Origin of the sequence: Pseudomonas brassicacearum, assembly GCF_000585995.1 — a bacterium.
Classification (GTDB): Bacteria; Pseudomonadota; Gammaproteobacteria; order Pseudomonadales; family Pseudomonadaceae; genus Aquipseudomonas; species Aquipseudomonas brassicacearum_A.
The window spans coordinates 4,995,394-5,016,743 of record NZ_CP007410.1 but is presented as its reverse complement, the minus strand read 5'-3'; the positions used below and the strand labels follow the sequence as shown (position 1 = coordinate 5,016,743).

The 21,350-nt window shown below is 59.8% G+C and carries 19 protein-coding genes; 11 read left to right on the top strand and 8 right to left on the bottom strand.

Annotated features, from left to right (window positions below; all coding sequences use genetic code 11):
• Positions 1 to 103 precede the first annotated feature (103 nt).
• The 8 genes from CD58_RS21400 to CD58_RS21365 all read left to right on the top strand — a co-directional run bounded on the left by CD58_RS21400 (position 104) and on the right by CD58_RS21365 (position 8,862).
• Positions 104 to 817 carry an FKBP-type peptidyl-prolyl cis-trans isomerase gene (locus CD58_RS21400; protein ID WP_025215010.1) on the top strand — a complete coding sequence of 238 codons (714 nt, stop codon included), beginning with the start codon at positions 104 to 106 and terminating at the stop codon, positions 815 to 817.
• Between the two features lie 294 nt (positions 818 to 1,111).
• Positions 1,112 to 1,567 (top strand): YkvA family protein, encoded by a 456-nt coding sequence (locus tag CD58_RS21395; RefSeq protein ID WP_025215009.1) that lies wholly within the window; start codon positions 1,112 to 1,114, stop codon positions 1,565 to 1,567.
• A gap of 114 nt (positions 1,568 to 1,681) precedes the next feature.
• Positions 1,682 to 2,023: a helix-turn-helix domain-containing protein gene (locus CD58_RS21390; RefSeq protein ID WP_025215008.1), complete on the top strand. Its 342-nt coding sequence runs from the start codon at positions 1,682 to 1,684 to the stop codon at positions 2,021 to 2,023.
• On the top strand, positions 2,020 to 2,391 hold the full coding sequence (locus CD58_RS21385; protein WP_003179080.1) for a hypothetical protein: 372 nt from the start codon (positions 2,020 to 2,022) through the stop codon (positions 2,389 to 2,391). Before CD58_RS21390 ends, CD58_RS21385 begins: the two co-directional genes overlap by 4 nt.
• The gene (locus tag CD58_RS21380) at positions 2,392 to 2,793 is read left to right on the top strand and encodes a sel1 repeat family protein (RefSeq protein ID WP_025215007.1); all 402 of its coding nucleotides are present in this window, start codon (positions 2,392 to 2,394) and stop codon (positions 2,791 to 2,793) included.
• Positions 2,794 to 3,012: 219 nt separating this feature from the next.
• Positions 3,013 to 7,815, top strand: a complete 4,803-nt coding sequence (locus CD58_RS21375) for an RHS repeat-associated core domain-containing protein (protein ID WP_025215006.1) — start codon at positions 3,013 to 3,015, stop codon at positions 7,813 to 7,815.
• The gene (locus CD58_RS21370) at positions 7,815 to 8,231 is read left to right on the top strand and encodes a hypothetical protein (protein ID WP_025215005.1); all 417 of its coding nucleotides are present in this window, start codon (positions 7,815 to 7,817) and stop codon (positions 8,229 to 8,231) included. The genes CD58_RS21375 and CD58_RS21370 overlap by 1 nt, the downstream gene beginning before the upstream one ends.
• A 214-nt stretch (positions 8,232 to 8,445) precedes the next feature.
• Entirely contained in the window at positions 8,446 to 8,862 is a 417-nt protein-coding gene (locus CD58_RS21365) for a hypothetical protein (RefSeq protein ID WP_025215004.1), read from the top strand.
• Positions 8,863 to 9,076: 214 nt separating this feature from the next.
• On the opposite strand, the gene CD58_RS21360 is transcribed toward CD58_RS21365, so the two are convergent.
• Positions 9,077 to 10,864, bottom strand: a complete 1,788-nt coding sequence (locus CD58_RS21360) for a bifunctional diguanylate cyclase/phosphodiesterase (RefSeq protein ID WP_025215003.1) — start codon at positions 10,862 to 10,864, stop codon at positions 9,077 to 9,079.
• Between the two features lie 130 nt (positions 10,865 to 10,994).
• Positions 10,995 to 13,073 carry a carboxy terminal-processing peptidase gene (locus CD58_RS21355; protein WP_200868933.1) on the bottom strand — a complete coding sequence of 693 codons (2,079 nt, stop codon included), beginning with the start codon at positions 13,071 to 13,073 and terminating at the stop codon, positions 10,995 to 10,997.
• A gap of 139 nt (positions 13,074 to 13,212) precedes the next feature.
• On the opposite strand from CD58_RS21355, the gene CD58_RS21350 reads away from it, so the two are divergent.
• Both CD58_RS21350 and CD58_RS21345 read left to right on the top strand, forming a co-directional pair.
• A complete protein-coding gene (locus CD58_RS21350) occupies positions 13,213 to 14,175 on the top strand; it encodes a zinc-binding dehydrogenase (RefSeq protein WP_025215001.1) in 963 nt (320 codons plus the stop codon).
• A gap of 343 nt (positions 14,176 to 14,518) precedes the next feature.
• Positions 14,519 to 14,761, top strand: coding sequence for a hypothetical protein (locus CD58_RS21345; RefSeq protein ID WP_025215000.1), 243 nt, complete (start codon positions 14,519 to 14,521; stop codon positions 14,759 to 14,761).
• Positions 14,762 to 14,905: 144 nt separating this feature from the next.
• On the opposite strand, the gene CD58_RS21340 is transcribed toward CD58_RS21345, so the two are convergent.
• The 6 genes from CD58_RS21340 to CD58_RS21315 form a co-directional block, all read right to left on the bottom strand.
• Positions 14,906 to 15,559, bottom strand: coding sequence for an HAD family hydrolase (locus tag CD58_RS21340; RefSeq protein WP_025214999.1), 654 nt, complete (start codon positions 15,557 to 15,559; stop codon positions 14,906 to 14,908).
• A gap of 34 nt (positions 15,560 to 15,593) precedes the next feature.
• Positions 15,594 to 16,583, bottom strand: a complete 990-nt coding sequence (locus tag CD58_RS21335) for an ABC transporter ATP-binding protein (protein WP_025214998.1) — start codon at positions 16,581 to 16,583, stop codon at positions 15,594 to 15,596.
• Positions 16,580 to 17,380 carry an ABC transporter permease gene (locus CD58_RS21330; protein ID WP_025214997.1) on the bottom strand — a complete coding sequence of 267 codons (801 nt, stop codon included), beginning with the start codon at positions 17,378 to 17,380 and terminating at the stop codon, positions 16,580 to 16,582. Before CD58_RS21330 ends, CD58_RS21335 begins: the two co-directional genes overlap by 4 nt.
• Positions 17,367 to 18,203 carry an ABC transporter permease gene (locus CD58_RS21325; protein WP_162178169.1) on the bottom strand — a complete coding sequence of 279 codons (837 nt, stop codon included), beginning with the start codon at positions 18,201 to 18,203 and terminating at the stop codon, positions 17,367 to 17,369. The genes CD58_RS21330 and CD58_RS21325 overlap by 14 nt, the downstream gene beginning before the upstream one ends.
• A gap of 5 nt (positions 18,204 to 18,208) precedes the next feature.
• Complete coding sequence (locus CD58_RS21320) at positions 18,209 to 19,015, bottom strand: alkaline phosphatase family protein (RefSeq protein ID WP_025214995.1); 807 nt, start codon at positions 19,013 to 19,015, stop codon at positions 18,209 to 18,211.
• Between the two features lie 184 nt (positions 19,016 to 19,199).
• Positions 19,200 to 20,267 carry an ABC transporter substrate-binding protein gene (locus CD58_RS21315; protein ID WP_025214994.1) on the bottom strand — a complete coding sequence of 356 codons (1,068 nt, stop codon included), beginning with the start codon at positions 20,265 to 20,267 and terminating at the stop codon, positions 19,200 to 19,202.
• A gap of 349 nt (positions 20,268 to 20,616) precedes the next feature.
• Between CD58_RS21315 and CD58_RS21310 the strand changes: the two genes are divergently transcribed.
• Positions 20,617 to 21,348 carry a UTRA domain-containing protein gene (locus tag CD58_RS21310; protein ID WP_025214993.1) on the top strand — a complete coding sequence of 244 codons (732 nt, stop codon included), beginning with the start codon at positions 20,617 to 20,619 and terminating at the stop codon, positions 21,346 to 21,348.
• Positions 21,349 to 21,350 lie beyond the last annotated feature (2 nt).

Below are 21,350 nucleotides of genomic sequence, written 5' to 3'. Positions count from 1 at the left end.
TCATCACTTTGCTGCTCACATGCCGGTAGCCATTGGTCGTGGCCGCCTGATAAGCTCGCGGCTTTATTCGATTGCCCTTTAGGCGCATGAACAAGGAAATAGCATGAAACAGCATCGGTTGGCGGCGGCGGTGGCCCTGGTTGGCCTGGTACTCGCGGGTTGCGACTCGCAGACCAGCGTGGAGCTGAAAACCCCGGCGCAGAAAGCTTCCTACGGTATTGGCCTGAACATGGGCAAGAGCCTGGCTCAGGAAGGCATGGATGACCTGGACTCCAAAGCAGTCGCCCAGGGCATCGAAGATGCCGTCGGCAAGAAAGAACAGAAGCTGAAAGACGAAGAGTTGGTCGAAGCCTTTGCCGCACTGCAAAAACGTGCCGAAGAGCGCATGGCCAAGATGAGCGAAGAGTCGGCAGCCGCCGGCAAGAAATTCCTTGAAGAAAACGGCAAGAAAACCGGTGTGACCACCACCGCTTCCGGCCTGCAGTACGAAGTGGTCAAGAAAGCCGATGGCCCACAGCCTAAGCCGACCGACGTCGTGACTGTCCACTACACTGGCAAGCTGACCAACGGCACCGTGTTCGACAGCTCCGTTGAACGTGGCAGCCCGATCGATCTGCCGGTCAGCGGCGTCATCCCGGGTTGGGTCGAAGGCCTGCAACTGATGCATGTCGGCGAGAAGTACAAGCTGTACATCCCAAGTGACCTGGCCTACGGCGCCCAGAGCCCGAGCCCGGCCATCCCAGCCAACTCGGTCCTGGTGTTCGACCTGGAACTGCTGGCGATCAAGGATCCGGCAAAAGCAGACGCAGCCAAGTAACGGCATCTGCTATAACAACAACGCCTCGCTTATGCGGGGCGTTGTTGCATCTGGGGTTTGGTCAATACCAAAAAAAACCGAACGGCCAACGCAGGTGACAGTCATAGGCATTACAGGCGCTGTGCTAGACGCAGTCAGCCGGTCAAGTCAATGAAATATTGGGTTTTTTTATGTGAGTAAAAAACGCCCGATCTGAGCCAGGCCCTTATGAAACGGGGGCTTCAGCGGTGAAATGCAGCTCTGTTCACAAGGTTATCCACAATTTGTGTGGATAACATTTCAGTGGGAGAAAAAATGAAGGCCCCGTGGAATTTTGCGCGATTTCTGCCCTTGGCAGGGCGCTTGCTGGCCCGCGGTCGATTACCGACGTTGCTGTTTGCCGTCGCCAGCAAAAGTGCCCGGGAAGGTGGCCGGTTGGGTAAGCTCAAGGAGGACCTGCGCTTGCTGCAGGCGCTGTGCCTGGCTTACTGGCGTGGCGAATACCGGGCGGTCAGTGCCAAGTCGCTGCTTTCGATTGTGGCGGGGCTCATGTATTTCCTCAGCCCCCTGGATGCGATTCCCGATTTTCTGCCGATGTTCGGCATGTTCGACGATATCGCCGTCCTGGCCTGGATCATGAAAAACCTCGACGGCGAACTCGAAGCCTTCCGTGCCTGGCGTTATCGGCAATCGCCCGAGCAGCTTGCCCGTGCCGAAAGACTTCCCGACACCCCGGAACAACTCCAACTCCAGGGTCAGAAAAAAACCTGATCCTGCGCCATTCCCCTGCAGAGATTCATAGCCCCGCGACCTTAGCTGCTATTAGGATTACACTTCTAAAGAAAAAAGCTGACTCGCTAAGTGTTGTTGTCCTACGGGGTAGACATGGATATCCAAATAATCACACGCGACGGTGAGCCCGAATACGCGGTTTTACCGTGGGATCAGTACCAGTCGTTGCTGAAGGCAGCAGGCATCGAACAAGCTCCGTCGCGCGAGGCCACCGTCCGTCACGCGGCGGCACCCGGTCAGGTTCTTCCTGGCCTGGATCAATTACGCAGTTTGCGCGAAGGGAAGGGTATCGCCATTGAGGCGCTGGCCCGCACGGTAGGTATCAGTCCGTCTTATCTGGCCTTGATCGAAAGTGGCGAGCGTCAGCCCGACGCCGCGATTCGGCGCAGTCTGGCCTGGGAATTGACGGTTCCGGGTTGGAGGGATGAATCGTGAGCGTACGCATCAGTCGGCAGCATTGGGATGGGTTGTTGGGTGAATTGGACCAGGCGCGCCGCCAGCGCCATTTGTTGACTTACCGCGCCTTGCTGGAGCGCCTGCAGCTTCCCAGCCCGGCCATGCAAACCTTGACGGCGGCCCTTGAGCATTTGGCTGCGCTGGACGCCCGGGCTGAACAGCCGCTGCGCAGTTCGTTGGTCATCAGCCAGGGCGCCAGTCGGTTGCCGCGCACCGGTTTCTTCGAATGCGTTGAACGCCTTGGCCGTTTTTCCGGGCCTTCCGATGGCGTGGCCGCCGCTTCCTGGCATGCCTCGGAAGTGGTCCGGGTATTCGAATACGAGTACCCCGAATCGGCGGAGGCCTGAGTGCTCTGGCGTATCAAGGCACGGGCCGGCTACTGGCTGGCGCGGCGGTTGTTTCATTGGTCATGGTTTGTCCGTCAGCCGCGTGGCTGGGCCTGGCTCGAGGGGCAGTTCTCACGGATGGCGAATCTGGGCGACGTTGGTGCGCAAAGTTTCTACGGGCATATCCTGACGTTTCGCGGCCATGGGCTGGGGGCTCGGGAAGAGGGGATTCGCCTGTTGCGGCTGGCGGCATTGGCCGGTGACGGCAAGGCGGCCTATCAGATCGGCGTGATCAGCCTCGCCGGTACGGCCAGCAAGGCGCCGGATCCGGTCGAAGCGGCACGTTGGTGGACCTTGGCGGCGAAAGCCGGGCATCCCTTGGCCGAGATCAAGCTCAAAACCCTCGAGGACCCTCAGCCGTAACGTTATCCCCAGGCCGTTTGGAAAACTGCCTTCCTCCCTAGCCAGTTGATTGTTTTTCGTGCTCGGCGAATTTAGCGAATCGCCCTACATGCACCGTCTCCTTCTCTGACTTATTTCCCCTGTCATCCCCGGCAAAGTCTCGCGCTTCCTGAGTGCTGCGAGACGTCTGCCCATGTTCGACCGTTTTTTCCTGCCGGCCCTTGATCGAGCCCTGTCCTGATGGATCAGGTGAGCCGTATCGAGCAGGAACTCGATAGCTTCAAAGACACCCTTTGGCTTTACCGCGAGCAACTTGAACGCTGGTACAGCCGCGCGGCGGATCGGGCCAGCCAGGCGGCCGACCTGCCCGCGCTGATGGGCATGGAGCGCGTGATCCGCTTCGGCGATAGCACCACCGCCGTCAGCACCGGCGATGATGACTTTCTCTCCACCGTCGTCCAGTGCCCCCAGGGTGGGGAGATGACGATCGAGAGCAAGTTCGAGTCGGTGTACGACATCCCGTTGGGCGGCATCGTGGTGGATGTGGTCGCGGTGGACAGCGGCGAGGTCACGCCGGTTACCCTGGATGCCCAGGGCCTGGGAACCTTCAAGGGCGAGGCAGGCAAGTCCTATCGGGTCCATGTCCAGGGCGAAGTATCCCCCAAACAAATCGCGACTCTGTTTTCTTCCTACGATGGCTTGAGCAACGACCTGACAGACTGGTTGCGCGGCGAGTGGCAGGGCTTCAAGCCGCAGTGGTCACAGCAATCGTTGGCGACTTCGGCGGCCGCGGTCGGCAATGGCCTGCTGGCCGGCAGTTGGGCGGCGATCGAGGGCGTGTGGGACAGCATCAGCCTGCTTTCGGACATCCTCAAGGACCCCAATCAGTTTGTTGAGCGGTTGGGCGAGAGCGCTAAACAACTGGCGGAGCTGGCGGAGAAAACGCCGTTGCTCATGGCCAAGCTGCAACTGCTGGCCAGCGACGAAGCGGCGTTGTGCCTGCTGGTGCGCACCGCCAGCCTCTGGCTGGAGATGCTGCCGCCCAGCGAGATGGCTGGCGAAACCGCCGAAGCCTTATCGAGGGTGACGGTGCAGTTGTTGATCGACTTGTTGATTGGTGTAGTCCTGACCTTCGCCGGGGCGGGGGCCGGGATTGCTTATCTGTCGATGCGCCTGGCTAAGGTGGGTGCGCAACTGCTGGAGGCCGCGCAGCGTTTTATCCGTGGGATTTTCGCGGTGGTCAACGGTGTCATGGCCTACGTGGACCGCTACAAGACCGTGGCGGCGCGGGGGATCGCGGCCGGGGTGAAAAAGGGTCGCATGCAGCTGCGCTGGGATGCGCAGCGCAACACCACGCTGAAAAAATACGAACCCCACGACGACGCCCCGGCGCAATCGAAAAACCCCAACGGCGACAGCGCCGACACCGCGGCCCAGACCCAAACCAGCGGCTGCCCGGTGTCGATGGTCACCGGCGAGGAACTGCTGACCCTGGAGGATGGCAGCCTCGATGGGCGCCTACCGTTTGTCTTCACCCGCCTGTACCGCCGCACCAGCGCGGTGGACCTGGACGTCGGCCTTGGGCGCGGCTGGAGCCATGCCCTGGCGCACCGCTTGCTGCTCGAAGGCGAGCAGGTCATCTGGATCGACCAAGAAAACCGCCGTACGACCTTTCCGCTGCCCAACGCCCAGCGCCCTGCGATCCACAACAGCCTGGCCCGTGCGGCGATTTACCTGGGCGCCGAGCCGGACGAACTGATCATCGCCCAGCCCGGCGAAAACGCACCTTTCCTACACTTTCGCGACGGTCATCTGACCGCCCTCAGCGACCGCTACGACAACCGCCTGACCCTGCAGCGCAACATCCACGGCGACATCTGTCGCCTGGACAACGGCGCCGGGCGCGCCCTGCGCTTGCGCTACGAGCAGCGCCACCTGGTCGCCATCGACTACCAGAGCTTCCACCCGGCCCTGACCCTGGACGACGCCTGGCGCACCGAGCAGACGCTGGTTTCCTACCGCTATGACGCACGTTTCCGACTGATCGAAGCGACCAACGCCGCCGGTGAAAGCGAACGCTACGACTACGACGACCAGCACGTCATCCTCCAGCGGCAATTGGCCGGCGGGGCGAGTTTTTTCTGGGAGTGGCAAGGCGTCGGGCGGGCGGCTCGCTGCGTCAGGCATTGGGCCTCGTTTGCGCAGATGGACAGCCATTACCGCTGGGATGAGGACGGCAGCGTCACGGTCCAGCACCTCGATGGCAGCCAGGAGGTGTATGTCCACGACGACCGGGCGCGGCTGGTGCGCCAGGTCGAGCCCGATGGCGGCGAGCACCTCAAGGCCTATGATGCACAGGGCCGGCTGATCGCCGAGCAGGACCCGCTGGGCGCCGTCACCGAATACCGCTACGACGAAGCCGGCCGGCTGGTGGCGCTGATTCCGCCCCTGGATGAGCCCACGTCCTACGAATACCGCAACGGTTTCCTACATACCCGCTGTCGCGGCAAAGCCGTCTGGACCTATCGGCGCAACGCCCAAGGTGACGTGACCGAGCGCATCGATCCGGATGGTCAGCGTACGGAATATGCCTACGACGACCAGGGGCAACTGCTGTCGGTGGATTACCCGGACGGCAGCGCACATCGGTTTACCTGGAATCGCCTGGGCCAGTTGACGGAAGAAACCCTGCCCGACGGCGGCCGCCGGTGTTTTTCCTACGACGCCCTGGGGCGTCTGCTGACCCGCCAGGACGAACACGGCGCCCTCACGCACTACCAATGGGACGCCGTCGGCCGCCTGCTCCAGACCATCTTGCCGAGCGGGGCGACCCGGGCCTGGACTTACAACGCCTACGGCAAGGTCACCAGCGAGCGCGACGAACAGGGCCGCGTCACCCGCTACGAATACGCCGACGACCTGCACCTGGTCAGCCGCCGCCTCAACCCCGACGGCACCGAGCTGAAGTACCGCTACGACTCGGCGCGGCTGTTGCTGACCGAGATCGAAAACGAATCCGGCGAAAAATATCAGCTGGACTACACGCCCAATGGATTGATCCGACAGCAGATCGGCTTCGACGGCCAACGCACCGCCTACGCCTACGACCGTAACGGCCACTTGCTGGAGAAAACCGAATACGGCGACGACGGCAGCCAGCTTGTCACCGCTTACCAACGCGACGCGGCCGGGCGACTGCGGGTCAAGACCCTGCCCGACGGCCAGGCGATCGAGTACCGCTACGACCGGCTCGGTCGGCTGGTCCACGTCAATGACGGCAGCGATCATCCGCTGGCCTTCGAGTACGACGCCCAGGACCGGCTGATCACCGAGCACCAGGGCTGGGGCACCCTGCGTTATGGCTACGACGCCTGCGGCCGGCTCAATCACCTGCGCCTGCCGGACCACAGCACGCTCGACTACCACCACGCCCGGGGCGGCGCGCTGACCGCGATAGACCTGAACGGCACACGCCTCACCGAGCATCAGTTTGACGGCGGTCGCGAACGACAGCGGCAACAGGGTTTGCTGCGCAGCCACTACGACTACGACGAACAGGGCCGCCTCAAGGCCCAGACGGTGTGGCAGCACCAGCAGCAACTGTTCTGGCGCGACTATGCCTACAGCGCCAAGGGCAACCTTGAAGTCCTTTCCGACAACCGCAACCGCCGCAGCTACCAATACGATCCACTGGATCGCCTGGTGCGCATCGACTCTTCCCACAGCGCACCACCGGAACACTTCGCCCACGACCCGGCCGGCAACCTGTTGATGCTGGACCGCCCCGGCCCGAGCACCGTCAAGGGTAACCGCCTGCTGATGCAGGGCGACCGCCACTACGACTACGACGCCTTCGGCAACCTGATCCGCGAACGCCGCGGCAAGGCCCACAGCCTCGTCAGCGAATACCGCTACGACAGCCAACACCGGCTGATCGGCGTGACCCAGCCGGACGGTCGCGAAGCGTCCTACCGCTACGACGCCTTCGGCCGACGCATCAGCAAGACCGTGGACGGCCTGACCACGAAATTTTTCTGGCAGGGCGACCAGCTCGTCGCCGAAAGCAGCCCGCGTCACCACCGCAGCTACCTCTACGAACCAGGCACCTTCCGCCCGCTGGCAATGCTCGACGGCAAAGGCCTCAACGCCTGCCCGTTCTACTACCACCTCGACCACCTGGGCACGCCGCAGGAACTGACCAACTACGGCGGCCAGATCGTCTGGTCGGCACGCTACAACGGCTACGGCAAAACCACCGAACTGGTCCACGGCGGCGGCGAACAGCTGGAACAACCACTGCGCTTCCAGGGCCAATACTTCGACCCGGAAAGCGGCCTGCACTACAACCGCCACCGCTACTACAATCCCGAAACCGGCCGCTATTTGACGCCTGACCCGAGCAAACTGGCGGGTGGGCTCAATGGGTATCGCTACACCGTGAATCCGACGGGGTGGGTGGATCCGTTGGGGTTGGTGGATTGTCCGGGGACGGGTGGGTGTCGGCCGGCGGTTGGGGAGCAGGATTCGGCGGGTAAGGTCGGGGTGGATGAGGGGGAGCCGCGGCTGCCGATGACGGCGGAGCAGCGGCGGGCGCGAATTGATGAATTGGGGGAGGCGAATGCTAAGCGGCGAGTTACTCGAATGGAAAAAGAATACGATATGCATACTGTTGAAAAACATAGCCCGGAAATATCAGATGCCGCACTCAAGCAGCGAGCCATTAACGGTGCAAATCCTCATACAGGTGAAATTCCAAAGGGGGCAAATGGAAGCTTGAGTTCCCAGTTTAATAACTGGAGAGTCCATTTAAATGCGCTGAATAAAGCGATGACTAGAGAAAAGCTTGGATTGGATCCGTTTACGGGCTTGGACCACAAGAAAGATAGAGTTGTTAGGCAGGAGCTGCCGGGGGCAGGGCGCGGCTATAAACCCAACAAAAAAGATAAGCAAAATCCCAAACTTAATGAAAATTTAAATTGGTTTGAAATTAAGTTCGATAAGAACGGAGTGCCGTACACCGCATTTCCCATGGAGAGAAAATAATGTTGAAAAATCCTTTTATTGATGAGGAATTCGTTCCTGATCTGATGTGGTTTATCGGTCAGTTTGATGTGTATGACCGTGAAGAGACGCGCGGGGCATTACTGGAAGTTTACAATCCTGATGACGAACGCGAAAGGACAGAGCTTATTGTTAAATACGGCCTGGATTTGGCGTGCCTATCATACAGGCATAAATATGTGTTGGTGGAGTTTTTGGAGGATAAGCTTAATGATCCAAACTTCGACTTTCAAAGCCTCTTTGAAATAGACGAGGACTGTGCAGGTAGTTGGCCTCGTGGGGAGTGGTATAACTTGAAAAATCCTAAAGAGTTTCTTCAAGATGTTCATGTTCTAGCAAAAGAGGCTTGGAAAGAGGATCTAAAAAAAGCATCCCTTGAAGACCCATCTACTTGGTAGGTCGGGGAGAAGGAATTGATCAAGCTCAAAACCCTCGAGGACCCTTAGTCGTAACGTTAAAAACGAAGTCCAATAACGGAAACGACTCCGTAGTGCATTACGTTCGAGACCCAAGCACAAAAAAGTTAATGGATTTTAAATTCAAAAAGCATAGCCACGACAACATAAGGTCTTGGGGTAATGATCCATCGGTACCACCCGGAGACATTAAAAAATGAAAGTTAAATGCATAGTAAATAACTTAAGCAGCGACAAGCTCTCAGCACAAACACTCATACGCCTAAAACCTTACATCTCTCGCTCCGATGGCGAACTGAATTTGGAAATAGGCAAAGAGTATGTCGTCTACGGCATAGAATTCTGGGATAACTGCCCCTGGTTCTATCTCTGCCCCGACGACTACGATGAATACCCAATCCCCGTTGCCGCCGATTTTTTTGAGATCACTGACAAGCGCCTTTCAGCCCATTGGGAGCTTAATTTTAAAGAAACCAGTAATGGCGAAAATCAAACTCAACTGGTTTTTTTTGAATGGGCCACTGATGAGGTTTTTTATGAAAACCTAATCTCAGGCGACGATCAAGCTGAAGCTATTTTTGAAAAATATAGAAAAATCATGGAAGTAGAGTGACAGGTGTAGGTTGCAGATAGAAATCCAAGGCCCCGCGTGGCAGCATCATCAAGTTTTCTATTACGAGCAGCCCTAAAGCAGCGAACTCAATCTTCCTGGCACTCCGGGTTGTCTGGTTGGGGGCCGCTTCGCAGCCCAGCGGGGATAAATCCCCTCGCCACAGAGGTATCGCCAGGCGTTCGGGCCGTGGCGCGGATGCGAGCGAGTAATCCACTCACATCAACAAACCCAACTCCACCACAGGCTCCCGCTCAACCAAACCATCAACCAGATACACACTCCCCCCAACAATCTCCTTCGCATGATGCTTCGCCTGCGAAGCCAGTTCCGCCAACTGGCTCGCATCCAATTCCCCACACGCCTCCGAGCGCAGATGCACGACCCCAATCGACAACGACAGCAACGCGAACTCCTGCCGAACCCCTTGCCGATTCAGCGCGGTAAAGCACCCAGCCTCCAGATGTTCAGGCCGGTAGAAGCGTCGGCAATGGGTCTGGAAGTCGTTCAGCAGTTGGTTCAGGCGCTTGCGCCAGTCGTCTGGGCCGAGGACCAGGAGGAAGTCGTCACCGCCGATGTGGCCGACGAAGTCGCGGCTGGGGTCGATGCGTTCGTTCAGGCATTGGGCCAGGCACAGCAGGACTTCGTCGCCGCGGCCGTAGCCGTAGATGTCGTTGAAGGGTTTGAAGCTGTCGATGTCCACGTAGCAGATCACCGACTCCTGCCGTTGTTGCAGCAGGCGCGTGAGGCACTGCTGGATCGGTACGTTGCCCGGCAGCAGCGTCAGTGGGTTGGCGTAGCGGGCCTGCTGGATTTTCAGCTCGGTGATGAGCTTGAGCACGTCGATCACCCGGCCCAGGCCCAGGTAGTTGCCGTTGAGGGTGATGATGAAGTCTTCTTCGATACGTTGCCGGGCGCGGCTGGTGATCAGGCGGCTGACTTGTTGCAACGACTGGCTCAGTTCCACCGCGAGGAAGTCATCGCTCATCAGCCGGCTGATGGGTTTGCGGGCGAACAGGTCGGTGGCGAAGGGCTTGAGCAGGGCGTCCGAGAGTGAATGGCGATGGACGATGCCGCAGGGTTGCTGCTGATCGTCCAGCACCGCCAGAGAGTTGAGGTTGGCCTGGCGCCGAAACGCTTCCAGCACGGTGGCCGTCGGTGTGTTGTGGGCCACGGCCGGTTGTTCGTTGAGCAGCGCCCCGAGATCATTGACCTCCTCGGTCAGCGACACCGCGCCGCTGTCCTGCCGTGGCATCAGCGCCCTGGCGTCTTTGGACGGTTGCTCCTGGGGCCGGGCGAGCAGGTAACCCTGGACCAGATCGATGCCCATTTCGATCAGCACCGCCAGCTCTTCCGGCAGTTCTATGCCTTCTGCGATGACCTGGGCCCGGGACGCCCGGGCGATTTTCAGGATCGAGCCGACGAATTCGCGCTTGAGCGCGTCCTGGTGAATGCCGTCGATGAAGTGCCGGTCGATCTTCACATAATCGGGCCGCAGTTCGGACCACAGCCGCAGGCTCGAATAGCCGGCGCCAAGGTCATCCAGGGCAATGGAAAAACCCATGGCCCGATAGTGATGCAAGGCGGTTTGCAGGAGCTGGAAGTCATCGATGGGGGTTTGTTCGGTCAGTTCGATTACCACCTGGCTGGGCGGGATGCCAAAGTCCTGCAGCAGTTGCAGCGTGCGCCCGGTCTGGTGCGCCGATTCCAGCAGGGACTCGGGCGAGACGTTGAGAAACAGCTTGCCGGGCAGTTTTTGCTCGTTGAAGCGCTGGCAGGCACTGCGGCGGCAGGCCAGTTCCAGCTCACTGAGGCGTCCGGCCTGGCGGGCCACGGAGAGCAGGGCGATGGGGGAGTGCAGCGGGCTGTTGGATGGGCCGCGGGTCAAGGCTTCGTAACCAACGATGCGCCGTTCAGAAAGGCAGACGATCGGCTGGAACAGACTGTGCAAACCGCTTTGAGCCAGGATCGAACTCAAGGCACTCAGCTGTTCTGTCGTGGTCATGGCAATCTCTGGCGATAAAAAAAGGACGGGGCGCGATCCCTTCAAGGGAGCGCCCGGTCCTGTATTTCACGACAGACTGATGTCAGTTTGATGACACTCCGACGAGCTTCACCATTAAATGGCCATCATCTCAGTGTTTGGCGACGGCCGTGTTGAGTTTCAGGTAATCCAGCAGGATCCGCCCGGTCTCGCTCAGGTAGGCATCGTCTTCCGGCTTGGTTTTTTCCGGCTCGGTGATCAGGTCTTCGTCTTCTTTCTTCAGCTCTTTGAGCGGCTCTTCGCCCTTGGCCTTGCGACGCAGGTTTTCCATGACCAGTTGCTTGCCTTCAATGTCGGCATGCTGGGCGCGGCGGTCGGCTTCGTTGAGCGTGACGGTTTTCTCCAGCATCAACTTCTGCGCCAGGGCCAGCTTGTCGCGGATGAAGACAAACTCCGCGTCCTGGGCTGTGCGCACATCATGCTCGGACTTGAGTTGAGCCAGGAACGGCTTGAACGGATCCACGGCCGGTTTGATCGCCGGGCGGATGGTGTCCCACGGCATCGCTTCGGGTAGGGCGCTTTCGCCGATTTCCTTGGTGTCGATGATCGACGGGTAATCGATATCAGGCAGTACGCCCTGATGCTGGGTGCTCTGGCCGGAAACCCGGTAGAACTTCGCCAGGGTCAGCTTCAGCTCGCCATGGTTGAGCGGCTGGATGGTCTGCACGGTGCCTTTGCCGAAGGTCTGGCCGCCGATGATCAGTGCCCGGTGGTAGTCCTGCATGGCGCCGGCGAAAATCTCCGAGGCTGAAGCGGACAGGCGATTGACCAGCAAGGCCATCGGGCCTTTGTAGAATGCGCCCGGGTTTTCGTCTTCCAGCACGTCCACCCGGCCATCGGCATTACGCACGAGCACGGTCGGGCCCTTGTCGATGAACAGGCTGGTCAATTCGGTGGCTTCCTGCAGGGAGCCGCCGCCGTTGTTGCGCAAGTCGATGACGACGCCATCGACTTTTTCCTTCTGCAACTCGGTCAGCAGTTTCTTGACGTCGCGGGTGGTGCTCTTGTAGTCCGGATCCCCGGCGCGGAACGCCTTGAAGTCCAGGTAGAAGGCCGGGATCTCGATGATGCCGAGCTTGTAGTCCTTGCCGTCCTGCTTGAGGTTGAGGACCGATTTCTTCGCCGCCTGTTCTTCCAGCTTCACCGCTTCACGGGTGATGGACACGACCTTGGTGGTCTGGTCGTTCGGCGCATTGCTGGCCGGGATGACTTCCAGGCGCACCACCGAGCCTTTCGGGCCACGGATCAGCTTGACCACTTCGTCCAGGCGCCAGCCGACCACATCGACCATTTCCTTGTCGCCTTGGGCGACGCCGATGATCTTGTCCGCCGGGCTCACCTGTTTGGTCTTGTCGGCAGGGCCGGCGGGCACCAGGCGCACGATCTTCACCTGATCGTTGTCGCTCTGCAGCACCGCACCGATGCCTTCCAGGGACAGGCTCATGTTGATGTCGAAGTTTTCCGCGTTATCCGGCGACAGATAGTTGGTGTGCGGGTCATAGGACATGGCGAAGGTGTTGATGTACGCCTGGAAGACATCTTCGGCGCGGGTCTGGTCCAGTCGAGCCAACTGGTTCTTGTAGCGCTTGGTCAGGGTTTCCTGGATCTGCTTGGAATCCTTGCCGGCGATTTTCATGCGCAGCACTTCATCCTTGACGCGTTTGCGCCACAGGTCATCAAGTTCGGCCGTGCTTTTGAGCCAAGGGGCGTCCTTGCGGTCGACCAGCAAGGTTTCCTTGGCATTGAAATCGATTTTGTCGACGCCCTTGTTCAGCTCGGCAAGGGCGTAATCCAGACGCGCTTTCACGCGGTCCAGGTAGCGCTTGTAGATGATGAACCCGGCGTTCAGGTCGCCGCTCTTGAGAAAATCGTCGAACTGGGTTTTCCACTTGTCGAATTCGGCGATGTCGCTGGCCAGGAAATAACTGCGCGACGGATCAAGCAGCTTCAAGTAGCTGTCATAGATGATGACCGAACGCGCGTCATCGAGCGGCGGCTTGCTGTAGTGATGGCGCTTGAGCAACTCAACGACGTTAAGGCTGGCAATCACCTCGTCACGATCGGGCTGAAGCTTGTCCCAGCTGTTGGCTGCGAACGTATCGTTCGACAGCGGCAACAGACCGAGTCCAATGACAAGCGCGAGGGCGGTGCTGGGGAACAGGTGCTTCATGCTGATTCGACGCAGGGACAATTGATAACGCATATTAGGCCGTCTTTGAAGTCGCCGGTTCCATGTGGCCCGGGCGCATAATGCAAGAAAGCCCGGCGTTACAGCAGCGGGCCCAGTCGAGACTCACTATGGAGGCACCGTGAAAGCATTGCAAGGCGTTGAAGGCCAAGTGGTATGGGCTGATGAGCCAAGTCCGGCGTGTGATGTGGGGCAAGTTCGCATTCGTGTGGCCGCCGCCGGCCTGAATCGGGCCGATTTGTTACAAAAGGCCGGGCATTATCCGCCGCCACCCGGTGCCAGCCAGGTGCTGGGGTTGGAGTGTTCCGGGGTGATCAGCGAAGTCGGGCCGGGCTCGTCCTGGCAGATTGGTGACCGCGTGTGCGCCTTGCTGGCCGGCGGCGGGATGGCCGAAGAAGTGGTGGTCGATGGCCGGCATGTCTTGCCGGTGCCCGAGGGGTTGTCGTTGGCTGAAGCGGCCGCGCTGCCGGAGGTTTACAGCACCGCGTGGCTGAATTTGTTCCAACTTGCCGGGCTCAAGCCGGGTGAAAAAGTACTGGTGCACGCCGGTGCCAGTGGCGTCGGCTCGGCCGCGATCCAGCTGTGCAAGGCGTTTGGCAACCCGTGCTGGGTCAGCGTTGGCTCGGCTGAGCGCCTGTCCTATTGCGAGGCGTTGGGCGCCCAAGGTGGCGTGGTGCGCACCGACGATATGGAAAGCCTGAACGACCTCGGCCCCTTCGACGTGATCCTCGATCCGGTGGGCGCCAACTACGCCAAACTCAACGTGAAACTTTTGTCAGTTGACGGGCGATGGGTGCTCATCGGGCTGATGGGCGGGCGCTCGACCGACCTCGATCTGGCACAGGTGCTGGGCAAGCGTATCCAATTGCTCGGCTCGACTCTGCGTAGCCGCGACGATCAGTTCAAGGCCGACCTGATCAGTGGGCTGGGGCAAGAGGTATGGCCGCTGTTTGCCGACAAACGCTTGAGCCCGCAGCTGGCCAAGACCTTTGCGATCAAGGATGCCGAGGCGGCATTTGCGGAGCTGGCAACTAATAAGGTGTCTGGGAAGTTGGTGTTGGTGATCGATGAAAGCCTGAGCTAGTCGCGCAAGCAATCCAGCTGATACAGCTTCTGTGGCGAGGGAGCTTGCTCCCGCTGGGCGGCGCCGCCGCCCCAATCGGGGCGATGTGGTTGTCCAGGCAGACCGCGCCAGCCGGTTTACGACTGCTGCGCAGCCGAGCGGGAGCAAGCTCCCTCGCCACAGGAGTTTGAGTGCTCTTTAGTGAGCGCTCGGTCCTGCGTTTCGCCGTGACCTTTCAAGGGCTGGATAGGCTTGCACACTGTCAAGTCTGACAGTAGACACTACGAAGAAAGCCATCCTAGAGTGGGTTCGAGAGTAATAGATGTCTCTCTGATTAGTGTTCACTAACAGAAGAGGTGTTGTGATGGCTACGAAAGAACTCCGCATGACCCAGGAATATATTGACGGTGATAGATCGCCTGAAGTTGTCTTGGAAATCTATAGGGGCAAACAACTGCAGTTTGCCACCTTCGTCTCTGCTTCGAAAAAGAACGGCCCCTACGATACCGTCAATGTCAAAACCGACGCTGATGGCGACGGCGATATGGACAGGCAAGACGAAAAAGCCATTCTGGATCTGGCAAAAGCCTTTTCCAAGTTCAAGTAGGGCGCTGCCATGCCAGATCACGTTGCCCCTACACGCGCTGGTTTGTGAACTCTCATTGATAGTCGTTGAGGCAGCCCTCGCCACAGGGTCCACTGTTCCAGCTCCAAATAGAGCCTGATTGTTCTTCCAGGGACCGATCAGCGCTCACTTCCAGGTATGAATCGGCCACCCGGCCGATTCGGCATGGGCCTTCAGTACCGGGTCCGGGTTGACCACGTGGGGGAAATCCACCCGCAGCAACAGCGGCAAATCATTGCGCGAATCGGAATAGAAACTCGCGCCTTCCAGGTTCTCTTCCTCGGCATCCAGCCAGTCCAGCAACCGCGCGATCTTGCCTTCGCGGTAGGTCAGGGTACCCACGGTCTTGCCGCTGTACACCCCATGGGTCACTTCGAGTTCAATCGCCAGGATTTCATCAATGCCCAGGCGTTCGGCGATCGGTTTGACCAGGTGCGTGCCCGAGGCCGAGATCACCAGGATCCGGTCGCCGGCCTTGCGGTGTTCGGCGATGGCCTTGGTGGCGTCGCTGAAGATGATCGGTTCGATGAAGTCCTCCACCCACGGCGCCACCAGGTGTTCGATTTCTTCTGGCGTGCGGCCGATCATCGGCTCCAGGCTGAAATCCATGTACTCCTCCATGCGCAGCTTGCCATGGCTGTAGGCGTCCATCAGCGCGTTGTTGCGATGCATGAACGACTCGGGATCGACCCAGCCCAGGCGTCCCATCTGCTCGCTCCAGAGGGTGGCGCAATCGCCGTGAATCAAGGTTTCGTCCAGATCAAAAATTGCCAGGGCCATCAGCGCGCTTCTCTCTTGAAAATCAACAAAGCCATCAGGCTACCTCACACAGCGCCGTTGGATCGATGGAAAGTGACAAGCGTGTGCCATCGGGGTGCAGGTCGGCGGCGGAGCGATTGAGCACATCGACCACCAGCTCCACGCCGCGGGCCTCGACCCGGTAACGGATCACGTTGCCCAGCAGGCTGTGACTGCGGATCAGCGCATCGGGCTCGCCGCTGCGACTCAGTTCAATGGCTTCCGGGCGAATCGCGATGCGACCGTTCACCGGCCGTTGCAGCAACCGGCTGGCGCTGTCGGCGTCCAGCAGGTTGTAGTTGCCGATAAAACCAGCGGCGAAGACATCGACCGGTGCCGTGTAAAGGGTTTCGGCATCGCCGCTTTGTACGATCTTTCCTTGGTTCATCAGGAAAATCCGGTCAGACATGGTCAGGGCTTCTTCCTGATCGTGTGTGACGAAGATCGTGGTCAGGCCCAGTTCGCGCTGGATCTGACGGATCTGTTCGCGCAGGTGCTTGCGAATCCGCGCATCCAGGGCCGATAGCGGTTCGTCCAGCAGCAACAGGCGCGGACGGGTAACCAGGGAGCGGGCGAGGGCCACGCGCTGGCATTGGCCGCCGGAGAGTTGATGAGGGTAGCGGGCGGCAAAATCCTGCAGTTCCACCAGCCGCAAGATTTCCTGTACCCGCTTGCGGCTGTCCTCGGTCTCGATCTTTTGCATGCGCAGGCCGAAAGCAACGTTCTGCTCCACAGTCATATTGGGGAACAGGGCATAGCTCTGGAACACCATGCCGATCCCGCGCTTCTGCGGGCTCAGCGGGACGATGTCTTGGCCATCCAGCAGGATCTGCCCGGCATCCACCGCCGTCAGGCCGGCAATGCAGCGCAGCAGCGTGGACTTGCCGCAACCGGAAGGACCGAGAAGGGTGACGAATTCACCCTTGCGGATCTCGCAGTTGATGTCGCTGAACACCGGAGTGCCCGCGTAGCTTTTTTGCAGGTGTTGGACGCTGACGTAGCTCATTGGCTTTTGTCCTTGTTCAAGATGTTGGCCGCCCAGGTCAGGACCAATACGAAGAAGAAGTAGGAAATCACCAGCGCACTGGTGAAGTGGCCGCTGCTGTTGCGCATGTTGTTCAGGTAGACCTGCAGGGTTTCATAGCGCGTGCCGACGAGGATGTTGGCAAACACGAACTCGCCGAACAGGAACGAGAAAGACAGCAGCAGCGCTACCATCAAGCCTTTGCGCAGGTTCGGCAGCACCACCAGCACGGCGGCCTGGAAGGTGCTGGCGCCGAGCAGTTGGGCAGCGTCCATCAGGTCGCGCAGGTTGATGGCTTGCAGGTTGTTGGTGATCGCCCGGTACATGAACGGCAAGGCGACGGTGAAGTAGCAGCCGATCAGGATCCACGGCGTGCCCACCATCGCCAGCGGCCCGGAGCCGTAGAGTTGCAGCAGCCCCACCGACGACACCACTGGCGGCACCGCAAAGGGCAGCAGGATGAGGATGTTCATCAGCGCGTCGAGTTTCGGGAAGTGGTAATGCACCACGAACAGCAGCGGCAGGATCAACACCACCGAGAGCACCAGGGCACCGACGCAGACCAGCAGTGATTGACCGAAGGCGTTGAGAAAGCGCGGATCGCTCCACAACTGCACATACCATTTCAAGGTGAAGCCGCTGGGCAGCACGGTGGCCGACCAACTGCTGGCGATGGAGTAGACCAGCGTGCCGACCAGGGGCAGCAGCAGGATGGCGAACAGCAGGTACACCACCACCCGATGATAGAGCCCGGCGGAGCCCGGTTCAGCGCGAGACATGGTAGCTCCTCTTGAGCAGCAACTGATGGACGATGGTCACCAGGGTCATCAACGCTACCAGCACCACGGCCAGGGCGCTGGCCATGTTCGGGTCGAGGGAAATGTCCCCGGAAACCATGGCGGCGATGCGGATCGGCAAGACGTTGAAGTTGCCGGTGGTCAGCGCGTAGACCGTGGCATAGGCGCCGAGGGCGTTGGCCAGCAGGATCACGAAGGTGCCCAGCAGTGCCGGCGTCAGCACCGGCAAGCCGATGTGCCGCCAGAACTGCCAGCCATTGGCGCCCAGCAGCTCGGCGGATTCGCGCCAGTCTTCACGCAGGGCGTCGAAGGCCGGATAGAGCAGCAGCACGCCCAGAGGAATCTGGAAGTAGGTGTAGAGAATGATCAGCCCGGTTTTCGAATACAGGTTGAAATCCTCAATGATCCCCGCCTGCTTGAGCATGATCGTGATGCTGCCGTTGAACCCCAGCAAGATGATGAAGGCGAAGGCCAGGGGCACGCCGGCAAAGTTGCTGGTCATGTTGGCGAAGGCGTTGACGAAGTTGCGCAGCCGCGAATCCACCCGGCGCAGGGAGTAGCTGCCGAGCACGGCGATGATGATGCCGAACACACTGGACCAGAAGCTGATCTCCAGGCTGTGCTGGATCGCTTGCAGGTAGAACTTGGAACTGAAAATCTTGCTGAAGTTGGCCAGGCCCCAGCCGAACTCTTCCGATTCCAGGCTGTTGATCAACACCCAGAGTAGCGGGGCAATCTGGAACACGATGAAGAAAATCGCGAAGGGCACCAGGCACAACGCTGCCAGCCATTTGCCGCGCGTCATGGCGTTCACTTGAGTAACTCCTGGCAATAGGGTTTGTCGTGGTCGACGCCGAGCAACTGGCAAATGGTGCCGCACAGTTCGGTCTGCCGGGGCGCTGCCGCGGGATCGAGACTGAAGCCGTCACCCAGGACAAACAGCGGCACTTCCCGTTCTTCGGCCAGCAGGCCGTTATGGGAGCGATCGTTGTTCATGCCATGGTCAGACGTCACCAGCACCTGATAACCGGCGTCGAGCCAGGCTTGCAGGTAGACCGCCAGGTTGATGTCAGCCGAGCGGGCGCTGTTGCGGTATTGCGGCGTGTCGAGGCCGTGCTTGTGGCCGGCGTCGTCGATGTTCATCGGGTGCACCAGCAGAAAGTTCGGCAAGTAGCGCTGGCGCAGGTGTTCGGCGTCGGCGAACAGATGGGAATCGGGGTAATGGTCATTCCAGTAGAAATGCCCGTGCTGGATGGGCAGGTCGGGGTTGTCGGTATGACGGTCCCGGCCGGCGATGAACGGTGACACGTTGTAGAGCTCGCTGACCCAATGATACGCAGCGGCGGCGGTGCTTAAGCCGGCCTGGGTGGCGTAGTGGAAAATACTGCGTTGGTTCGACAGGCGCGTGACATTGTTGTGCACGATCCCGCTGTCGATGGGCACGACGCCGGTGAGGATGCATTCATAGAGCGGACGGGACAGGGCCGGCAGTTCACATTCCAGTGTGTAGAGGGCTGCGCGTCCTGCGCCAACATAGGCCTGCAAATGTCCCATGGCATGCCGGGCGACTTCGTAGTTGAGGCCGTCGAGCACCACCAGGATGACGTTGTGCTTCATAGGGACCGGGACTCCGGGGCAGATACCAGAAAACTCGAATCAACGAAGGTCCCGTGTGGGAGCGGGCTTGCTCGCGAATGCGGTCTGTCAGCCAACATCAATGTTGAATGTCAGTCAGCATTCGCGAGCAAGCCCGCTCCCACAAGGGATTTGCATCGGATATCCGAACGGGCTAACTACCGCCTCACTGCATATTGATGATCACTTCTTCCTGCCATTTCTGTGGCAGTGCCTTGGAAGTCTTCTCCCACGCATCCGCATCTTTGATCGGGGTCACGCCTTTGTACTGCTCGTTTGGCAGCAGCTTGGCCTTGACCTCTTCCGGCAGTGTCAGGTGCTCGGCGCGGATCGGCCGGGCGTTGCCCTTGGCCAGGTTGATCTGGCCGGCGTCGCTGAAGATGTACTCACGGGCCAGCTTGGCGGCGTTCGGGTGCTTGGCGTATTTGTTGATGATGGTGGTATAGCCGGAGATCACCGAGCCGTCGGACGGAATCAGCACGACGTAATCATCCGGGTTGGCCATCTTGGCCTTGTAGCTCAGGCCGTTGAAATCCCAGACCACGCCGACTTCGACTTCACCTTTTTCCATCGTGGCGATGGTCGGGTTGGCCATGGAGATGCGCCCTTGCTTGGCAATTTCGGCGAACATCAACAGGGCCGGTTGCAGGTTCTTCTCGTCGCCGCCGTTGGCCAGGGCGGCTGCCAGCACGCCGTTGGCGGCCTGGGCCGCGGTGCTCACGTCACCAATGGAGACTTTGTACTTGCCGGTTTTCAGGTCAGCCCATTTGGTCGGTACTTCGGAGCCGTGCAGCAGCTTCTTGTTGACGATGAACGCGATGGTGCCGGTGTAGGCCAGCGCCCAGTTACCGTCCTTATCCTTGGCCCAGGCAGGCACTTGGTCCCAGGTGCTTGGCTTGTAGGGTTGCACCACGCCCTGCTTGACCGCGATTGGGCCGAAGGCCGCGCCGACGTCGCCGATGTCGGCGCTGGCGTTGTCTTTCTCGGCGGCGAACTTGGCGATTTCCTGGGCCGAGCTCATGTCGGTGTCCATGTGCTTCAAGCCGTAGAGCTTGGCCAGGTCGTCCCAGGTGCCTTTCCAGTTTGCCCAGTCATCGGGCATGCCGACGCTGTTCACGGCGCCTTCCGCTTTCGCAGCGGCTTCCAACGTTTTCAGATCGGTGTCAGCGGCCATGGCGGCGGTGCACATGGCAATGGTCGAGCCTAACAGTGATGCCAGGAAAAGCTGTTTCATCCGAAGCTCCTATGGGCGTTTTCAACGCTGCGATTGCGGTTGTGTTGGTCTAGGTCAGCAATACCTGAGCCAATGTAGGCGAGCCCTGTGACATTTTGATGTCGACGCCGATGGAGGCGGAAAATATCAGGCACGTACCGGTTGGCTGCGAATTAAGCGTAGACCATGGTTAAACAGCTGATCTGCAAGGACTTGGCCGTTAATTTGCAGGTTTGCCTGGCAACCGTTCGGCGGGTCTGTCATCTCGCAGTCATGAGCAGTGCCTAGGCTTGCGGGAACGAGAAGCGGATCGATGCGCCATCGATTTCGCCCTGAAACAGTGCTGGTCTAGTCCAGATAGGTAACGTTGATGCGCATCGAGACAACCAAGGCGGTGACAACCATTGGGCAGGTCCTGCAAGAGCAGCTCGACCATGGGTTGCTGGCGCCGGGCAGCAAGTTGCCGGCCGAACGCAAGCTCAGTGAGTTGTTCGGAACCACCCGGATTACCGTGCGTGAGGCGTTGTTGCAGCTCGAAGCCCAGGGGCAGATCTATCGGGAGGAACGCCGGGGCTGGTTCGTTTCGCCACCACGCCTGGCCTATAACCTGATGCAGCGCAGCCATTTTCACGCCATGGTCGCGGCGCAGGGGCGGGTGCCTTCTACCCAAGTGATCTCGGCGCGCCTGCAACCTGCCTCGGCGGCGGTGTGTGCCTGGTTGCAACTGCCGGCGCTGTCCAGCGTGATCCAGATCTGTCGCGCGCGGCGCATCGATGAGCGTCTGGTGCTGTACGTCGAGCACTACCTGAACCCGCAGTACTTTCCGGACATCCTCGAGTTCGACCTCAACCAATCCATGACCGAGCTGTATGCTCGCCACTACGACTTGCACTATGGCCGGGTGAAATTCGAGATCGTGCCCACGTCTCTCCAGCCGGAAGCCGCGGCGGCGCTGAAGGTCTCGGTGGGCAGCCCGGGGCTGCGGATTGCACGGGTCAACTATGACCAGCATCAGCGGCTGATCGACTGTGACCTGGAGTTCTGGCGACACGATGCGATTCACGTCGGGGTGGACGTGCCCGAGCAACCGCCCGCCCCTTGAGG